This is a genomic window from Streptomyces sp. QH1-20, from assembly GCF_041283565.1.
GTDB lineage: Bacteria > Actinomycetota > Actinomycetes > Streptomycetales > Streptomycetaceae > Streptomyces > Streptomyces syringius.
In genome coordinates, this window is sequence record NZ_CP166299.1 from 1821731 (window position 1) to 1837472 (window position 15742).

The 15742-nt window shown below is 73.0% G+C and carries 13 protein-coding genes; 6 read left to right on the forward strand and 7 right to left on the reverse strand.

The annotated features are described in order from the left end of the window. Positions 1-25: 25 nt before the first annotated feature. The 3 genes from glpK (at position 26) to AB8O64_RS08120 (ending at position 4527) form a co-directional block, all read left to right on the forward strand. Entirely contained in the window at positions 26-1570 is a 1545-nt protein-coding gene (gene glpK / locus AB8O64_RS08110; protein WP_370418558.1) for a glycerol kinase GlpK, read from the forward strand. A gap of 2 nt (positions 1571-1572) precedes the next feature. Beyond that, positions 1573-3180, forward strand: a complete 1608-nt coding sequence (locus AB8O64_RS08115) for a glycerol-3-phosphate dehydrogenase/oxidase (RefSeq protein WP_130876999.1) — start codon at positions 1573-1575, stop codon at positions 3178-3180. Positions 3181-3474: 294 nt separating this feature from the next. Then, positions 3475-4527 (forward strand): PAC2 family protein, encoded by a 1053-nt coding sequence (locus AB8O64_RS08120; protein ID WP_370418559.1) that lies wholly within the window; start codon positions 3475-3477, stop codon positions 4525-4527. A 164-nt stretch (positions 4528-4691) separates the two neighbouring features. Here the strand turns inward: AB8O64_RS08120 and mshC are convergent, their stop codons facing one another. From mshC to AB8O64_RS08140, 4 genes are all read right to left on the reverse strand, one after another. Further along, complete coding sequence (mshC, locus tag AB8O64_RS08125; RefSeq protein ID WP_370418560.1) at positions 4692-5921, reverse strand: cysteine--1-D-myo-inosityl 2-amino-2-deoxy-alpha-D-glucopyranoside ligase; 1230 nt, start codon at positions 5919-5921, stop codon at positions 4692-4694. 106 nt (positions 5922-6027) lie between these two features. Next, the gene (locus AB8O64_RS08130) at positions 6028-6858 is read right to left on the reverse strand and encodes an SCO1664 family protein (RefSeq protein ID WP_370418561.1); all 831 of its coding nucleotides are present in this window, start codon (positions 6856-6858) and stop codon (positions 6028-6030) included. After that, positions 6822-7412, reverse strand: a complete 591-nt coding sequence (locus tag AB8O64_RS08135) for a DUF3090 domain-containing protein (RefSeq protein WP_130877003.1) — start codon at positions 7410-7412, stop codon at positions 6822-6824. Before AB8O64_RS08135 ends, AB8O64_RS08130 begins: the two co-directional genes overlap by 37 nt. Positions 7413-7567: 155 nt before the next feature. Continuing rightward, positions 7568-8263 (reverse strand): histidine phosphatase family protein, encoded by a 696-nt coding sequence (locus AB8O64_RS08140; protein WP_365375391.1) that lies wholly within the window; start codon positions 8261-8263, stop codon positions 7568-7570. 73 nt (positions 8264-8336) lie between these two features. On the opposite strand from AB8O64_RS08140, the gene AB8O64_RS08145 reads away from it, so the two are divergent. Further along, positions 8337-9329: a magnesium and cobalt transport protein CorA gene (locus AB8O64_RS08145; RefSeq protein ID WP_370418562.1), complete on the forward strand. Its 993-nt coding sequence runs from the start codon at positions 8337-8339 to the stop codon at positions 9327-9329. Positions 9330-9346: 17 nt separating this feature from the next. On the opposite strand, the gene AB8O64_RS08150 is transcribed toward AB8O64_RS08145, so the two are convergent. Then, positions 9347-10135 carry a ferritin-like domain-containing protein gene (locus AB8O64_RS08150; protein WP_370418563.1) on the reverse strand — a complete coding sequence of 263 codons (789 nt, stop codon included), beginning with the start codon at positions 10133-10135 and terminating at the stop codon, positions 9347-9349. A 290-nt stretch (positions 10136-10425) separates the two neighbouring features. Further along, positions 10426-11475, reverse strand: a complete 1050-nt coding sequence (locus tag AB8O64_RS08155) for an LLM class F420-dependent oxidoreductase (protein WP_356454769.1) — start codon at positions 11473-11475, stop codon at positions 10426-10428. Positions 11476-11626: 151 nt separating this feature from the next. Here AB8O64_RS08155 and AB8O64_RS08160 point away from each other — a divergent pair, with 151 nt between their 5' ends. Further along, positions 11627-12610: an aldo/keto reductase gene (locus AB8O64_RS08160; RefSeq protein WP_370418564.1), complete on the forward strand. Its 984-nt coding sequence runs from the start codon at positions 11627-11629 to the stop codon at positions 12608-12610. Continuing rightward, positions 12607-14910 carry a helix-hairpin-helix domain-containing protein gene (locus AB8O64_RS08165; RefSeq protein WP_370418565.1) on the forward strand — a complete coding sequence of 768 codons (2304 nt, stop codon included), beginning with the start codon at positions 12607-12609 and terminating at the stop codon, positions 14908-14910. Before AB8O64_RS08160 ends, AB8O64_RS08165 begins: the two co-directional genes overlap by 4 nt. A 73-nt stretch (positions 14911-14983) precedes the next feature. On the opposite strand, the gene AB8O64_RS08170 is transcribed toward AB8O64_RS08165, so the two are convergent. Continuing rightward, positions 14984-15715, reverse strand: coding sequence for a hypothetical protein (locus AB8O64_RS08170; RefSeq protein ID WP_370418566.1), 732 nt, complete (start codon positions 15713-15715; stop codon positions 14984-14986). Positions 15716-15742 lie beyond the last annotated feature (27 nt).

Here is a 15742-nt window from a genome sequence, read left to right on the forward strand (position 1 = left end):
AGACTTTCCCAGGAGCACACACACCATGACCGACGCGAACACCACGACCGGCTCCCACGGCACGGGCCCGTTCATCGCCGCGATCGACCAGGGCACCACCTCGTCCCGCTGCATCGTCTTCGATCGGGACGGCCGCATCGTCTCCGTCGACCAGAAGGAACACGAGCAGATCTTCCCGAAGCCGGGCTGGGTCGAGCACGACGCCACCGAGATCTGGGCCAACGTCCAGCAGGTCGTCGCCGGCGCGATCGAGAAGGCGGGCATCACCGCCGCCGACGTCAAGGCGATCGGCATCACCAACCAGCGTGAGACCACGCTGCTGTGGGACAAGAACACCGGCGAGCCGGTCCACAACGCGATCGTCTGGCAGGACACCCGCACCGACGGTCTCTGCAAGGAGCTCGGCCGCAACGTCGGCCAGGACCGCTTCCGCCGCGAGACCGGCCTGCCGCTGGCGAGCTACTTCTCCGGCCCGAAGGTCCGCTGGCTGCTGGACAACGTCGAGGGCCTGCGCCAGCGCGCCGAGGCCGGCGACATCCTCTTCGGCACCATGGACTCCTGGGTCATCTGGAACCTCACCGGTGGCACCGACGGCGGCGTGCACGTCACCGACGTCACCAACGCCTCCCGCACGATGCTGATGAACCTGCGCAGCCTCGCCTGGGACGAGCGCATCGCGGAGTCGATGGAGATCCCCGTCGCCGTGCTGCCGGAGATCCGCTCCTCCGCCGAGGTCTACGGCACCGCCAAGGGCGGCGCGCTGGACGGCGTGCCCGTCGCCTCCGCGCTCGGCGACCAGCAGGCGGCCCTGTTCGGCCAGACCTGCTTCTCCGAGGGCGAGGCCAAGTCGACGTACGGCACCGGCACGTTCATGCTGATGAACACCGGCGACGAGCCCGTCAACTCCTACAACGGCCTGCTGACGACCGTCGGTTACCGCATCGGTGACGAGAAGCCGGTCTACGCCCTCGAGGGCTCCATCGCCGTCACCGGCTCCCTCGTGCAGTGGATGCGCGACCAGATGGGCCTGATCAAGAGCGCGGCCGAGATCGAGACGCTCGCCAGCTCCGTCGAGGACAACGGCGGCGCGTACTTCGTGCCGGCCTTCTCCGGCCTGTTCGCCCCCTACTGGCGCTCCGACGCGCGTGGTGTCATCGCGGGTCTGACCCGCTACGTCACCAAGGCGCACATCGCCCGCGCCGTGCTCGAGGCCACCGCCTGGCAGACCCGCGAGATCACCGACGCCATGACGAAGGACTCCGGCGTCGAGCTGACCGCGCTCAAGGTCGACGGCGGCATGACCTCCAACAACTTGCTGATGCAGACGCTCTCGGACTTCCTGGACGCCCCCGTGGTGCGCCCGATGGTCGCCGAGACCACCTGCCTCGGCGCCGCCTACGCCGCCGGCCTCGCCGTCGGCTTCTGGCCGGACACCGACGCCCTGCGCGCCAACTGGCGCCGGGCCGCCGAGTGGACACCCCGGATGGACGCGGACACGCGTGACCGCGAGTACAAGAGCTGGCTCAAGGCCGTCGAGCGGACCATGGGCTGGATCGAGGACGAGGAGTAATCATGAGCACCCTGCAGAGCGTCCCGACCCTCGGGACGCACCCGGCTGCCGGTTCCAACCCGAGCCGCGCCGAGACCCGGGACCGACTGTCCAACGCGACGTACGACCTCCTGGTGATCGGCGGCGGCATCCTGGGCACCTCGGTGGCCTGGCACGCCGCGCAGTCCGGACTGCGGGTCGCGATGGTGGACGCCGGCGACTTCGCCGGCGCCACCTCCTCCGCCTCCTCCAAGCTCGTCCACGGCGGTCTGCGCTACCTGCAGACCGGCGCGGTCAAGCTGGTGGCGGAGAACCACCACGAGCGTCGGGTGCTGGCCAAGGACGTGGCCCCGCACCTGGTCAACCCGCTCACCTTCTACCTGCCGGTCTACAAGGGCGGCCCGGTCGGCGCCGCCAAGCTGGGCGCCGGTGTCTTCGCCTACTCCGCGCTGTCCGCCTTCGGCGACGGCGTCGGCAAGGTCATCTCCCCGGCGAAGGCCCAGGCCGCCAACCCGGGTCTGCGCACGGACAACCTCAAGGCCGTCGCGGTCTACTACGACCACCAGATGAACGACTCGCGCGTGGCCGTCATGACGGTCCGCGCGGCCGTCGAGTCCGGCGCCGTGGTGCTCAACCACGCCGAGGTGACCGGTCTGCGCTTCACGCACGGCAAGGTGACCGGCGCGGAGCTCAAGGACCGCACCGACGGCACCGAGTTCGGCGTCAACGCCCGCGTCGTGCTCAACGCCACCGGTCCCTGGGTCGACCACCTGCGCACCATGGAGGACAAGGGCGCCGCCCCCTCCATCCGCCTCTCCAAGGGCGCGCACATCGTGATGAAGCGCAAGTCGCCGTGGAAGGCCGCCATGGCCACCCCGATCGACAAGTACCGCATCACCTTCGCCCTGCCGTGGGAGGACCAGCTGCTCCTCGGCACCACCGACACCGCGTACGAGGGCGACCCGGCCGACGTCCGCGCCACGGAGGAGGACATCCAGCAGATCCTCGACGAGGCGGCGTTCTCCATCCAGGACGCGGACCTCGACCGCGATCTGATGACGTACGCCTTCGCGGGCCTGCGCGTGCTGCCGGGCGGCCCCGGCGACGTGGCCCAGGCCAAGCGCGAGACGGTCGTCTCCGAGGGCAAGGGCGGCATGCTGTCCGTCGCCGGCGGCAAGTGGACGACCTACCGCCACATCGGCCGTACGGTCATGAGCAAGCTCGCCAAGCTCCCCGGCAGCCCGCTGACCGAGGACATGGAGCCCATCTCCAACCTGGTCCGCCGCACCCCGCTGCCCGGTATCTCCAACCCCAACGCGGTCGCCCACCGACTGCTGGTGGACCGTGAGCCCGGCAGCCGCATGGACCCGCTGACCGCCCGTCACCTCGCCTCGCACTACGGCTCGCTGTCCTTCGACATCGCGCGCCTGGCGAACGAGAACCCGGAGCTGGCCGAGCGCATCCACCCCGACGGCCCCGAGATCTGGGCCCAGGTCGTCTACGCCCGTGACCACGAGTGGGCCGAGACGGTCGACGACGTGCTGCGCCGCCGCACGACCCTGACGATCCGCGGCCTGGACTCCGAGGACGTCCGCGCCAAGGTCAAGGACATGCTGGGCGACAAGGGCTGACGCCCGGCCGCACCGCGGCACCGCATCACCCGTCGAGGGGAGAGACGCTGCGTCTCTCCCCTCGACGCGTGTCCCGCGGGCGCCCCCGGCGGCCCGGGGAGCGACCGCGGGGGCACCTCCGGTCGTACGGGGTCGCGACCGCGGGACGCGGAAGCCGTAGGCTTGAGGTCGCACGCGGGGAGCGGGCCGACGACGGGCGACCGACGGGCCCGCGGACCCACGACAGAACTGCACGGAACTGCAACCGGCGGTGGCACGGACCTCCGTTCCGCCCCGGTCGGAAGGAGGCGCTGGGTGATCGAGCTTGAGGGGGTTCCCGAGCTGATCGACCCGGTCATGATCTGTGCCTTCGAGGGGTGGAACGACGCCGGGGACGCCGCCTCCAACGCGGTCGCGCACCTCGACCGCGAGTGGAAGGGCGAGGTCTTCGGGGCGCTCGACGCCGAGGACTACTACGACTTCCAGGTCAACCGGCCCACGGTGTGGCTGGACGGCGGGGTCCGCAAGGTCACCTGGCCGACCACCCGGCTCTCCGTGGTGCGCACGGGCGGGGCGACGCCGCGCGATCTGGTCCTGGTCCGGGGCATCGAGCCGAGCATGCGCTGGCGCTCGTTCTGCAACGAGATCCTCGGCTTCGCCCATGAGTTGGGGGTGGAGATGGTCGTGATCCTGGGCTCGCTGCTCGGTGACACCCCGCACACCCGGCCCGTGCCGGTCAGCAGCGTCACCTCCGACCCGGACCTGGCGCGCACCATGGATCTGGAGGAGTCCCGCTACGAGGGCCCGACCGGCATCGTCGGCATTCTCCAGGAGGCGTGCACGCACGCGGGCATCCCGACGGTGAGCCTGTGGGCGGCCGTGCCGCACTACGTCTCGCAGCCGCCGAACCCGAAGGCGACCCTGGCGCTCCTCAACCGCCTGGAGGACCTGGTCAATCTGCGGATTCCGCTCGGCGACCTGCCGGAGGACGCGCGGGCCTGGCAGCTGGGCGTGGACCAACTGGCGGCGGAGGACAGCGAGGTCGCGGAGTACGTCCAGTCGCTGGAGGAGGCGCGGGACACCGCCGAGCTGCCGGAGGCCTCCGGCGAGGCCATCGCCCGGGAGTTCGAGCGTTATCTGCGGCGCCGCGACGGCCAGCCCGGGCCGGGCCAGCCCGGCCTCGGCACCGACCCCGGCGTCGCCGACGGCCGGGACTCCTCGTACCTCCGCGACACCTCCAGCGGCCGTACGCGGCCGCCGAAGCCCCAGCCCAAGGACGAGTCGCAGGCGCCGGCGTCCGACGAGGACCCCGGCACCGGACCGGCCCCCGAGGGGCCGAACGACAAGGGGCCGGACGGCAAGGACTGACCGCCCAGGACCGTGACGCGACAGCGCCCGGGATGACCGGGACCGACGCGGGCGCCCCGGGCGCCGTCGTCCCAGAAGCCTTCGGCGGCGGAAACGAAGGAGGGTGCTCCCCGGCCGTTGGAGCCGGGGAGCACCCTCCTGGGGAAAGCGCGGGGGTCAGCCCGTCACAGGGCCACGCCGAGCAGCGCGTCGACGGCCCGGGAGACGACGCCGGGCGCCCCCTCGTCGCTGCCGCCGTCGGCGGTCTGGGCGGCGGCCCAGCGGTCGACCGCGGCGAGCGCGGCCGGGGCGTCGAGGTCGTCCGCGAGGGCGTCGCGGATCTCCTCGACCAGGGCGTCGGCGGACGGCCCGTCCGGGCGGGAGACGGCCGCACGCCAGCGGCCGAGGCGCTCGACGGCCTCGGTCAGGACGGCGTCGGTCCACTCCCAGTCGGCCCGGTAGTGGTGGGCGAGCAGGGCGAGCCGGATGGCGGCGGGGTCGACGCCGTCGCGGCGCAGCCGGGAGACGAAGACCAGATTGCCCTTGGACTTGGACATCTTCTGCCCGTCCAGGGCGACCATGCCCGCGTGCACGTAGGTCTTGGCGAACGGGTGCTCGCCGGTGAGCGCCTGGGCGTGCGAGGCGCCCATCTCGTGGTGCGGGAAGACGAGGTCGCTGCCGCCGCCCTGGACGTCGAAGCCCATGCCGAAGTGTTCGAGGGCGATCGCGACGCACTCGATGTGCCAGCCCGGGCGGCCGGGGCCGAGGGAGGCGCCGTCCCAGCTGGGCTCGCCCGGGCGGGCGGCCATCCACAGCATCGGGTCGAGGGGGTTCTTCTTGCCGGGGCGGTCCGGGTCGCCGCCGCGCTCGGCGGACAGCAGTCGCATCGCCTCCGCGTCGAGGCCGGAGACCTCGCCGAAGTGGCTGTCGGACGCGACGGAGAAGTAGACGTCGCCTTCGAGCTCGTAGGCGGCACCGGCGTCACGCAGCCGCTCCACCAGGGGAACGATCTTGGGTATCGACTCCACGGCGCCCACGTAGTGCCGCGGCGGAAGCATCCGCAGCGCGGTCATGTCCTCGCGGAAGAGGGCGGTCTCGCGCTCGGCGAGCGCGGTCCAGTCGTCGCCGTTGGCGAGGGCCCGCTCGAGCAGCGGGTCGTCGACGTCGGTGACGTTCTGGACGTAATGGACCTGCCGCTTGGTGTCGAGCCACACGCGCTGCACGAGGTCGAACGCGTTGTAGGTCGCCGCGTGCCCCATGTGGGTGGCGTCGTACGGCGTGATGCCGCAGACATAGATACGGGCGACGGGACCGGGGACGAGGGTCACTCGCTCGCCGGTCGCGGTGTCGTGGATCCGGAGGTCGCGGCCACTGCCAGGCAGGGCGGGTACCTCAGAAGCGGGCCAGGCATGCATGTCCTGAAGCCTAACCGGACGCATGTTCCGGATACGAACCGGACTCGGCTGTTGGCCGAAGACCGGCTCTTGCGCGATCTCGGCCAATCCGCACGGACAGGCCCGGTCAGACCGGCGGCCAGGGGATGGCGGGCCACTGTCCACTGGGTTCGCGGTGCCGTCCGGTCCGCAGGAGGTCCGCGACCCGGGCGCGCAGCGCCTCGATCTCGGCGGGGGTGATCAACTCGGCCAGTCGGGCGGCGAGCGGGCGCTCCTCGGCCAGATCGGCCGAAAGTCGCCGTAGGGCCTCCAGGGCCTCCTCGGGCAGTGGCTCGCCGGCCCAGCCCCACAGCAGGGTGCGCAGCTTGTCGTCGGCGTTGAAGGTCACGCCGTGGTCGATCGCGTACAGCCGCCCGTCGGCCGCGGGCAGCAGATGGCCGACCTTGCGGTCACCGTTGTTGATCACCGCGTCGAGCACGGCCAGCCGCCGCAGCCGCACGTCGTCGGCGTGCACCAGCAGCGCGGTGCGGTCCTCCCCCACCTCCGCGAAGCCGACGGCCTTCCAGCCCGGGCCCGGCTCCTCGCCCTCGACCAGCGCCAACAGCTCCGCGCCGGCGGTCTCCTCGTCCGGGCCCTCGATCCACAGCTGGCACATGCCCTCGCCGTACGGGCCGTCGCGCAGCACCGTCGGCGGGATCAGTCCCCAGCCCATGGCCTCGGAGAGTTCGTACGCCGCCACCTCGCGCTGCGCCAGCGTCCCGTCGGGGAAGTCCCACAGCGGGCGCTCCCCGGCGACCGGCTTGTAGACACAGGAGGCGGTGACGCCCTCGTAGGCGACCGTGCAGTACAGGACCGCGTTGGACGCCTCGCGGACCCGGCCGCGCACCGTCAGCTCGCCCAGTGCCAGCAGCTCGTGCGGGGTCACGCTCCGCGGCGGTATCCGTTCTGGCGCGGACATACGTGTCCCTCCGGGTCGAGCGGCAGGCTGCACAGCGGGCACGGCGGGCGGCCGGCGTTGACGACTTCGAGGGCACGCTTGGCGAACGCGCGGGCCATGGTGCCGGTCAGCCGCACCCGCAGCATCGGCGGCCCGTTCGCCTCGTCCTTGAGCAACCGCTCCTCGGCCTCGGCGAGGTCCTCCTCGGTGTCGGCCGCCAGCTCCACGAGGGCCTGCGCCTCCACCACCATCCGCTCGTGCTCGCCGTCCCAGGCCAGCGCCATGGTGCCGACCCGGAACTCCTCCTCGACGGGGGTGTCCAGGGGGGCGGTGTCGGCCAGTTCGGCGGGGGCCACGGCCGGCACCGGGGCATTGCCGCCGGTGCGCCGGACCACCTCGTCCAGCAGCTCGTCGATGCGCTCGGCGAGCGCTTCCACCTGGGTCTTCTCCAGCATGACGCTGGTGGTCCGGCCGGCCGCCGAGGCCTGGAGGAAGAAAATGCGGCGGCCCGGCAGCCCGACCGTACCGGCGACGAATCGGTCCGGCGGGTCATAGAGGAACACCTGACGGGACAACGTCCTGCTCCATTTGGTTCGGGTGGTCGGAGTGGTTGTACGGCTCGGGGCGGGTCGGTGTGAGTCGTGCGCGGTGCGGTACGGCCTGCTCCGGCGAGGTGATCACCGGCAGCGAGGCGGGCACCCCCGCCTCACCACCCTACTGCGCACGACGATCACGGTGCTCCCGCACCACCCCCGACGGCCGCGTCCCCCTCGCGCTCCGTCGGCGGCTGCCCGCTCGGGGCGAGATCGGCCAGGTCACCGGTGTCGCCGAGGCGCGCCAGATAGGGCCGCAGCCGGGTGTAGCGGATGGCCGTGACCGAGCAGGGGTCGACGGCGATCCGCTGGAAGAGGTCGAGGTGGAGGCCGAGCGCGTCGGCGACGAGCGCCTTGATGATGTCGCCGTGCGTGCACATGAGGTAGACGGCGTCCGGGCCGTGTTCCCGCTCGATCCGCTCGTTCCAGTCGCGGACCGCGTCCAGCGCCCTCGCTTGCATGGCGCGTACGGACTCCCCGCCGGGGAAGGCGGCGGCGGAGGGGTGCTGCTGCACGACAGCCATCAGCGGCTCGTCGTGCAGTTCGGCGAGCTTGCGGCCCGACCAGTCGCCGTAGTGGCATTCGCCGATCCGCTCGTCGGTGTGCGACGGCAGCTCCGGCCGCGCGGCGAGCAGCGGTGCCAGGGTCTCCTGACAGCGCTGGAGCGGGCTGGCGACGGCGACGGCGAGCGGCACGTCGCGGAGCCGGGCGGGGAGGGCGGCCGCCTGGGCGGCGCCGCGCTCGTCGAGGGCGACCCCGGGGGTCCACCCGGCGAGCACTCCCCCGGTGTTGGCGGTGGACCGGCCGTGCCGGAGCAGGATCAGCGTGGGCATGACGACCAGCCTACGTCCGTAACCGGGCGCCCCAGGCGCCCCTCCGGTGCGCTGCGGACGGATTGGCGGAAGAATGCCTGTCGTGATCGTCGACGTCGGCATTTACCGGGACGGGCAACGGACGGAGGGCCCCACCGACCTCTCGGACGCGCTGCGGGAGGCGCGCGCCAAGGGGCACTCCTTCGTGTGGGTCGGGCTGTACGAGCCCACGGAGGACGAGTTCGACCTGGTGACGAACGAGTTCGAGCTGCACCCGCTGGCCGTCGAGGACGCGCTCAACGCGCACCAGCGTCCGAAGCTGGAGGTGTACGACGACTCGCTGTTCATGGTGCTCAAGCCCCTCACCTACGACGACGCGGCGGGCACCGTCACCACCGGTGAGCTGATGCTGTTCGTCGGCGACTGCTTCGTCGTCTCCGTCCGCCACGGCGAGGGCAGCCCGCTCGCGCGCGTGCGGCAGCGGCTGGAACACGAGCCGGAGGTGCTCAAGCACGGTCCGACATCGGTGATGTACGCGGTGAGCGACGCCGTCGTGGACCACTACATCGATGTGGCGGCGGCGCTCCAGGTGGACCTGGAGGAGCTGGAGGCCGAGGTGTTCGCGCCGGTCGGCGGGGACAACAGGAACACCGCCTCGCGGATCTACGCCTTCAAACGGCAGGTCGTGGAGTTCCGGCGGGCGACGGTCCCGCTGGCCGAGCCGATGACCCGGCTCGCGGAGGCGCGGCTGCCGTTCGTGGACAGCGGATCCCAGCCGTTCTTCCGCGATGTGAGTGATCACCTGACCCGGGTCAACGAGTCCGCGGAGGGCCTGGACCGACTGCTTTCGGACATCCTGTCGGCCCACCTCGCGCAGACCGGCGTCCAGCAGAACGACGACATGCGCAAGATCTCGGCGTGGGCGGCCATGGCGGCCCTCCCGACGATGATCGCCGGGGTGTACGGGATGAACTTCGACCACATGCCGGAGTTGCGCGAGCCCTGGGGGTATCCCGCGGTGCTGGGCCTGTTGGTCGTGCTGGAGTTCCTGCTGCACCGGCTCTTCAAGCGGCGCGGCTGGCTCTGAGGGCGCGGCGGGTGGGGTCAGGCGAACCCGGGGGCGGGGTCGGCGGGGCCGTGCAGCGCGTCGAGGCGGTCGGGCAGTCGCAGTCCGACCATCCGCCGCCAGCCGCCGAGCCGCTCGTACCCGTGCAGGGCGCGGATGCCCGCCGTGAGCGCCGTGGACTTGGCCTTCGGCCACCGCAGGATGCGGCCCATGTGGCCCATCACCGCGAGGCTGACGTCCCGGTAGACCACGATCTCGGCGAGCGCGCTCTCCCGGAGGATCGCCTGGATCGTCCGGCCGTATCCGGCGGCGGCGAGCCGCAGCAGCTCCTCGTGGCAGTAGGCGAGGTGATTGGCCTCGTCGTGACAGATCATCTTGATCGCCCTGCCGACCTCGGGGTGCTCGCCGAAGTGCTTGGTGAGCAGGCCCATCTGCTCGGAGGCGCGTTGCTCGGTGACCCGGCTGTGAGAGAGGTAGGCGACGATGTCCCGCTCGGTGAGCGGGGTGTCGGCACGCAGCTTGGTGTGGGGAAGCCCGATGCCCCGGCGTTCGAGGATGGCTGTGTAATCGGTCTCCGGCGGGACCGGCACCGGCTCCAGCCCCCGTCTGCGGAGCAGGGCGAGGAAGATCCGGCCGTGCTTGTCCTCGTCCGCGCCGTGCCGGGCGATCTTGGGTGCGAGGGTCTGCAGCTCGGGCGGCGCCAGCGCGGCGATCCGGCCGTTCTCCCAGGCCCCCTGCGATTCGCCGCCGGCGGCGATGGAGCAGAAGAGCCGGTACGACTCGTCGTTGTCGAGGATCTCCTGGAACACGCTTCTGGCCGAGAGCATGGCTGCCACCTCCGTGCACGACGCCCCGAAGGCAAAGTCAACTGCGCCGGGCAGGGTGCGGCAAACGCTCGGGCCGCCCGCTCGGCCGAATGCCGGACGGCGGGGGAACGGCGGGTCAAGGAACGACGAAGGGCCCCGCGGTGCGTAACCACGGGGCCGTACGGGGCGTTGTCCTCGGTGACGGCCGTGGCGGGGAAGGCCCCCCGAGCCCCCACCACGGCCGCAGTCGTCCCGCGGACCACTACGCGCACCGCGCGGCGGGGGTGCACCCGGGGACCCGCCGGACAGGCCTAGGCGAGACCGGCTCGCTCCAGGGCGTCCACGCCGGCCCGCAGGCTCGCGATCCGCTCGTCCAGGGTGAAGCCCGCGGGGGCCAGCGACAGGGTGGTGACCCCGGCCTCCGCGTACGCCTGCATCCGGTCGGCGACGCGCTCCACCGGGCCGAGCAGGGTGGTGGAGTCGATCAGCTCGCGCGGCACCGCGGCCGCGGCGCCCGCCTTGTCCCCGGCGAGGTACTTCTCCTGGATCTCGGCGGCGGCCTTCTCGTACCCCATGCGCTGGGCGAGCTTGTTGTAGAAGTTCTGCTTGGCGCTGCCCATGCCGCCGACGTAGAGGGCGGTGTACGGGCGGAAGAGGTCCGCGAGGGCGTCCACGTCGTCACCGACGGCCATGGGCACGGTCGGCACGAGGTCGAAGCCGTCGAGGTCCTTGCCCGCCTTCTCACGGCCGGCCCGCAGGGCGCCCAGGGTGGTCTCCTCGGCGTGCTCGGGCGCGAAGAAGACGACGAGGGCGCCGTCGGCGATCTCGCCGGTCTGCTCCAGGTTCTTCGGGCCGATGGCCGCGATGTAGAGCGGGATGTGCTCGCGCACCGGGTGGACGGTGAGCTTGATGGGCTTGCCCGGGCCGCCGGGCAGCGGCAGCGTCCAGTGGTCGCCGTCGTGGGCGACGCGCTCACGGGACATGGCCTTGCGGATGATCTCGACGTACTCACGGGTGCGGGCGAGCGGCTTGTCGAACTTCACGCCGTACCAGCCCTCGGAGACCTGCGGGCCGGACACCCCGAGGCCGAGGCGGAACCGGCCGCCGGAGAGCGAGTCGAGGGTCGCGGCCGTCATGGCCGTCATCGTGGGCGTACGGGCCGGGATCTGGAAGATCGCCGAACCGACGTCGATCCGTTCGGTCTGCGCCGCGACCCAGGCGAGCACGGTGGGCGCGTCGGAGCCGTACGCCTCGGCCGCCCAGCAGACCGCGTAGCCCAGCCGGTCGGCCTCGCGGGCGACCGCGAGGTTGTCCGCGTCCATCCCGGCTCCCCAGTAGCCGAGGTTGATTCCGAGCCTCATGCGAGCCATGCGGGCGCCCCTTACCGATCAGTAACGTCGTTGTTCCGGGGACTGTAGCGCGCCGACCTGGGGTACGTCATCGGCACGTTGTCCACAGGCGGCTGTCCACAGGCGGCCACGGCCCAGGCCACGGCCAGTAACCTCAGCGCTCATGGAGTCAAGGCATCTCGGCCGCACGGGACTGCGGGTCTCGAGGATCGGGCTCGGCACCCTCACCTGGGCCCGGGACACCGGCGAATTCGACGCCGCCGAGCAGCTCAAGATGTTCTGGGAGGCGGGCGGCACCCTCGTCGACACCGCCGATGTCTACGCGGACGGCGGCGCGGAGTACGTCCTCGGCCGGCTGATGGAGGACCTCGTACCGCGCCGCGACCTGGTCGTCGCGACCAAGGCGGGCAGCGTCCCCGACCCCGACCGGCGCTTCGACGGCTCGCGGGGCCATCTGCTCTCCGCGCTCGACGCCTCGCTGACGCGGCTGGGCACGGACTACGTCGACCTGTGGCAGATCCACGCCTTCGACCCCTTCACCCCGATCGAGGAGACGCTGCAGGCGCTCGACATAGCGGTCGGCAGCGGCCGGGCCCGCTATGCCGGGGTGTCCAACTTCTGCGGCTGGCAGCTCGCCAAGGCCGCCACCTGGCAGCTCGCCGGGCCAGGCACACGCACCCGGCTGGCCAGCACGCAGATGGAGTATTCGCTGCTGCAGCGCGGCATCGAGCGCGAGGTGCTGCCCGCCGCGCTCGACCTGGGCATCGGGGTGCTGCCGTCCTCACCGCTCGGCCGGGGCGTGCTGACGGGCAAGTACCGCCACGGGACGCCCACCGACTCACGGGGGGCCTCCGACCATCTCGCCTCCTTCGTCGAGCCCTATCTGGACGCCGACGCCACCCGCGTCGTCGACGCCGTCACCACGGCCGCCCACGGGCTCGCCACGACCCCCTTGCAGGTGGCTCTCGCGTGGGTGCGCGACCGGCCCGGCGTGGTCGCCCCGATCGTCGGCGCGCGGAACGCGGCGCAGCTCGGAGCCGCGTTGTCAGTGGAGAGCCTTACTCTTCCAGACGAGATCTGCCAGGCGCTCGACGATGTGTCGGCGCCCGTGCACCGCTATCCCGATCAGGACTGGAGCACGCTGTGAGTACCGACCGCGACCCCCTCGCCGTCGAGGACGCGTCCGCGCCCTCCCCCGAGGAGGCCGCCCCGGCCGAGCCGGGCGAGCCGGGCGACGCCGCGTCACCGGCCGCCCCCGCCGACGACACCGGGGCCGGGACGGACGGCGACGGTCGTGAGGCCGAGGACGGCGCGCGGGAGGAAGGGTCCCCGGAGCAGCCGGCGGAGCAGCCGGCTCCGGCGGCCGAGGCCGGGGCCCCCGCCTCGGGCGGCGGGAGCCGGTCCGCCGCCGCGGAGGCGCTGGCGGCCGCGGTGCGGGCCGTGGAGAGCGGGGAGCGCCCGGCAGCGTCGTTCTTCACCGGACCGTCCGGCGGCAGGCGGGTCCCCGCCGCGCCGGCGCCGGACAGCGGCGCCGCGCCCCGGCCCGAGCGGGCCACCGCGCCCGCGCCGACGGCACCCGCGGCCCCCGCCGCTCCCCCGCGCCCGGCCCTGCACATCAGCGCCGAGGGGCTGGACGGCGTACGGCAGGTGCTCACCGCGGGCGGCGCCCCCCAGACGCTGGCCGAGCAGGTGGTCGGCGTGCTCGGGGAGCAGGCCGCCGAGGCCCTGCGCGACGACCCCTGGCAGCTGCTGGCCGTCCCGGGCGTGCGCCCGGAGCAGGCGGACGGCTTCGCGCGGGCACTGCTGGGCCCGGAGTGCGGTCCGGGTGACGAGCGCCGGGGCCAGGCCCTGGTCGGCTGGCTGCTGGAGCGCGCCGCGCTCGCCGGGCACACCGTGCTGGAGGCGTCGGTGCTGCGCACCGCGCTCGGCAAGCAGTCCGTGCCGGAGCCGGACGAGGCGCTGCAGAGCGCGCTCGCGGAGGGCTCGGTGCTGGTGTTCCAGGAGGCCCTGGAGACCCCGGGTGCCGCCCGCCCCGAGCCGGACGGCTCGGAGGCGGAGGTCCCGGTCCGGCTGCTGCTGGGGCTGGACCGCTACGCGATGGCGGAGGAAAGCCTGGCCGACGGCCTCGCCCGGCTGATCAGCACCTTGGGCACGGAGCCGGCGCGCGCCGCCGCGGATGCCGACGCTGTCGCGGACGGCGGTGGGGACGAGCAGGAGGCCGGAGCCGGATCCGGTGCGGAACCCCCCACTGACAGCCCGGCGGCATCCGACGCGGCACCCGACTGGGAGGCCGCCGCTGCCGCCGCGCCCTCCCCCTCCGCCGCGGAGCTGATCCGTGCCGTCGCGGCCTCCGGGCTGGTGACGCACAGCGGTGGCGAGGCGGCCCGCGCGGAGCCCCTCGCCCTCGTCCTCGCGGCCCGCGCCCTGGGCCTGCGGGCCTGTGCCGCCGCGCACACCGAGGACGGCAAGCGGCGTCTGGTCGCGCTCGGCGACCCCGACGCGGTCACCGTCACCGGACTACTGTCCGGCCAGGAGGGCCCCGGGCGGGACGCGGAAGGCGCCCTCGCGCTCGATGTGCTGGCCGTGCTGGACGCCCCGCAGCTGGACGTGGAGACGGCGGCGATGCTGGTGGAGTCGCTGACGGACGGCACCCGGCTGGTGCTGAGCGGTGACCCCGGCGTGCTGTGGTCGGCCGGCCCCGGCCGGGTCTTCGCGGACGTGGTGGCCGCGCGGGCCTGCCCCGCGGTCGTCTCGCGCACCCCGGACGCGGGCCCGATCGGCGAGCTGGTGTCGGGCATCGGGATCGGTGAGCTGACCACCGTGGACGCCCCCGGCAAGGAGGTCGTGATCGTCCCGGTCCGGGACGCGGGCGAAGCCGTGCACCGCACGGTGCAGCTCGTCGCGGACTCGGTGCCGCGCGCCATCGGCGTGCCCGCCGAGCACACCCAGGTGATCACCCCGGGCCACGGCGGTGCCGTCGGCACCCGGGCGCTCAACGCGGCGCTGAAGGAGCGGCTCAACCCCGGCCCGGGCCGGTTCGGCGGCTTCGACCCCGGCGACCGCATCGCCTACGTACCGGCGCCGGGCCGTATGGTCCCCGGCACGGTCGTCTCGGCGGACGCGGCGGGGCTCCGGCTGGACTGCGCGGGCTCGCCCGTCGTCGTCCCGCCCGAGCGGGTGGGCGGGACGGTGCGGCACGGCTGGGCCGTCACCGCGCACCAGGCTGCCGGTACGCGCTGGCCGGCGGCCGTGGTGGTGCTGCCCGGCGACGCCGCCCAGGAGCTGACGAGGTCGTGGATCTACACCGCGTTCAGCCGGGGCGAGCGGCATCTGTCGGTCGTGCACGGCGTGGACCAGGCACTGCCCCGCGCGGTGGCCGAGATCCCGGCGAAGGAGCGGACCACCCGGCTGCGGTCCCTGCTGCGGGCACCCCAGTCCGAGGCCTGAGCACCGACGGGTGACCCCGGGGCGGGCCGCCGCCCGCGCCCCGGGGTCACCCGACCTCGATGAGCGGAGTCCCTCAGTGCCCGGGGCCCGGGGACCTCGCGTCCCCGTCCTGCGGCTCCGCACCCTTCGGGGCCCCCTCGTCGCCGTCCTCGTCGTCACCGTCCTCGTCGAGGTCGAGTTCCTCGTCGAAGACGGCGCTGACGTCGAAGCGGCAGATGACCCGCTGCGGATCGGCCTGCTCGAAGGGGGCGGACAGCCATTCGCCGGGCTCGGCGGGGTCGTCGGCCGCCGCCACCCACAGGGTGGAATCGCCTTCCTCCAGGCCGAATTCCTTGTGCCGGGATGCGATCTCGTCCGGTTCGTACTCTCCGAAGAGCACCCCGAGGGCGGCATGGACACTGCTGCCGACGAGGTCCGCCGCGTTCCCCGGCGCACCCGGGGGCGCGTCGATGTCGGGATCGAGGTCGGCGACGCGCTGGGCCTGGGCGAGGAGCCGGTGTGGTTCGACCACCGCGTAGTCCCTGCGGATCAGCACACTGAGCGCGCTGGGCTCCTCGGGCCCGGCGTAGGCGGGCAGCGTGTCGTCACCGGGGATCTCGAAGGGTGTGACCTCGTCATAGGCGTCGTACAACAGCTCGTCGTACGCCTCGGCTGTCGCGGCCAGCTCGTTGAACGCGGCGTAGACAGCCGGATCGGTCGCCCCCGATCGGTGTTCGACGGCATCGAGGTGGCGGTCCAGCGCGGCTTTGACCGCCTCGGCGGCGGCGCGTACCTCGGCAGCGGTTGGCTGCGCAGCATCAGACATAGTGCAGACGCTATCCGCACCGAGCCC

What these genes read in the sequence shown, in the direction of transcription:
- AB8O64_RS08155 (WP_356454769.1), bottom strand. Translation starts at nt 11,475, where the DNA reads ATGAGGCTCGGAATCAACCTCGGCTACTGGGGAGCCGGGATGGACGCG.
- AB8O64_RS08130 (WP_370418561.1), bottom strand. Translation starts at nt 6,858, where the DNA reads ATGTCCGCGCCAGAACGGATACCGCCGCGGAGCGTGACCCCGCACGAG.
- AB8O64_RS08160 (WP_370418564.1), top strand. Translation starts at nt 11,627, where the DNA reads ATGGAGTCAAGGCATCTCGGCCGCACGGGACTGCGGGTCTCGAGGATC.
- AB8O64_RS08150 (WP_370418563.1), bottom strand. Translation starts at nt 10,135, where the DNA reads ATGCTCTCGGCCAGAAGCGTGTTCCAGGAGATCCTCGACAACGACGAG.
- AB8O64_RS08170 (WP_370418566.1), bottom strand. Translation starts at nt 15,715, where the DNA reads ATGTCTGATGCTGCGCAGCCAACCGCTGCCGAGGTACGCGCCGCCGCC.
- mshC (WP_370418560.1), bottom strand. Translation starts at nt 5,921, where the DNA reads ATGCATGCCTGGCCCGCTTCTGAGGTACCCGCCCTGCCTGGCAGTGGC.
- glpK (WP_370418558.1), top strand. Translation starts at nt 26, where the DNA reads ATGACCGACGCGAACACCACGACCGGCTCCCACGGCACGGGCCCGTTC.
- AB8O64_RS08115 (WP_130876999.1), top strand. Translation starts at nt 1,573, where the DNA reads ATGAGCACCCTGCAGAGCGTCCCGACCCTCGGGACGCACCCGGCTGCC.
- AB8O64_RS08145 (WP_370418562.1), top strand. Translation starts at nt 8,337, where the DNA reads ATGCCTGTCGTGATCGTCGACGTCGGCATTTACCGGGACGGGCAACGG.
- AB8O64_RS08140 (WP_365375391.1), bottom strand. Translation starts at nt 8,263, where the DNA reads ATGCCCACGCTGATCCTGCTCCGGCACGGCCGGTCCACCGCCAACACC.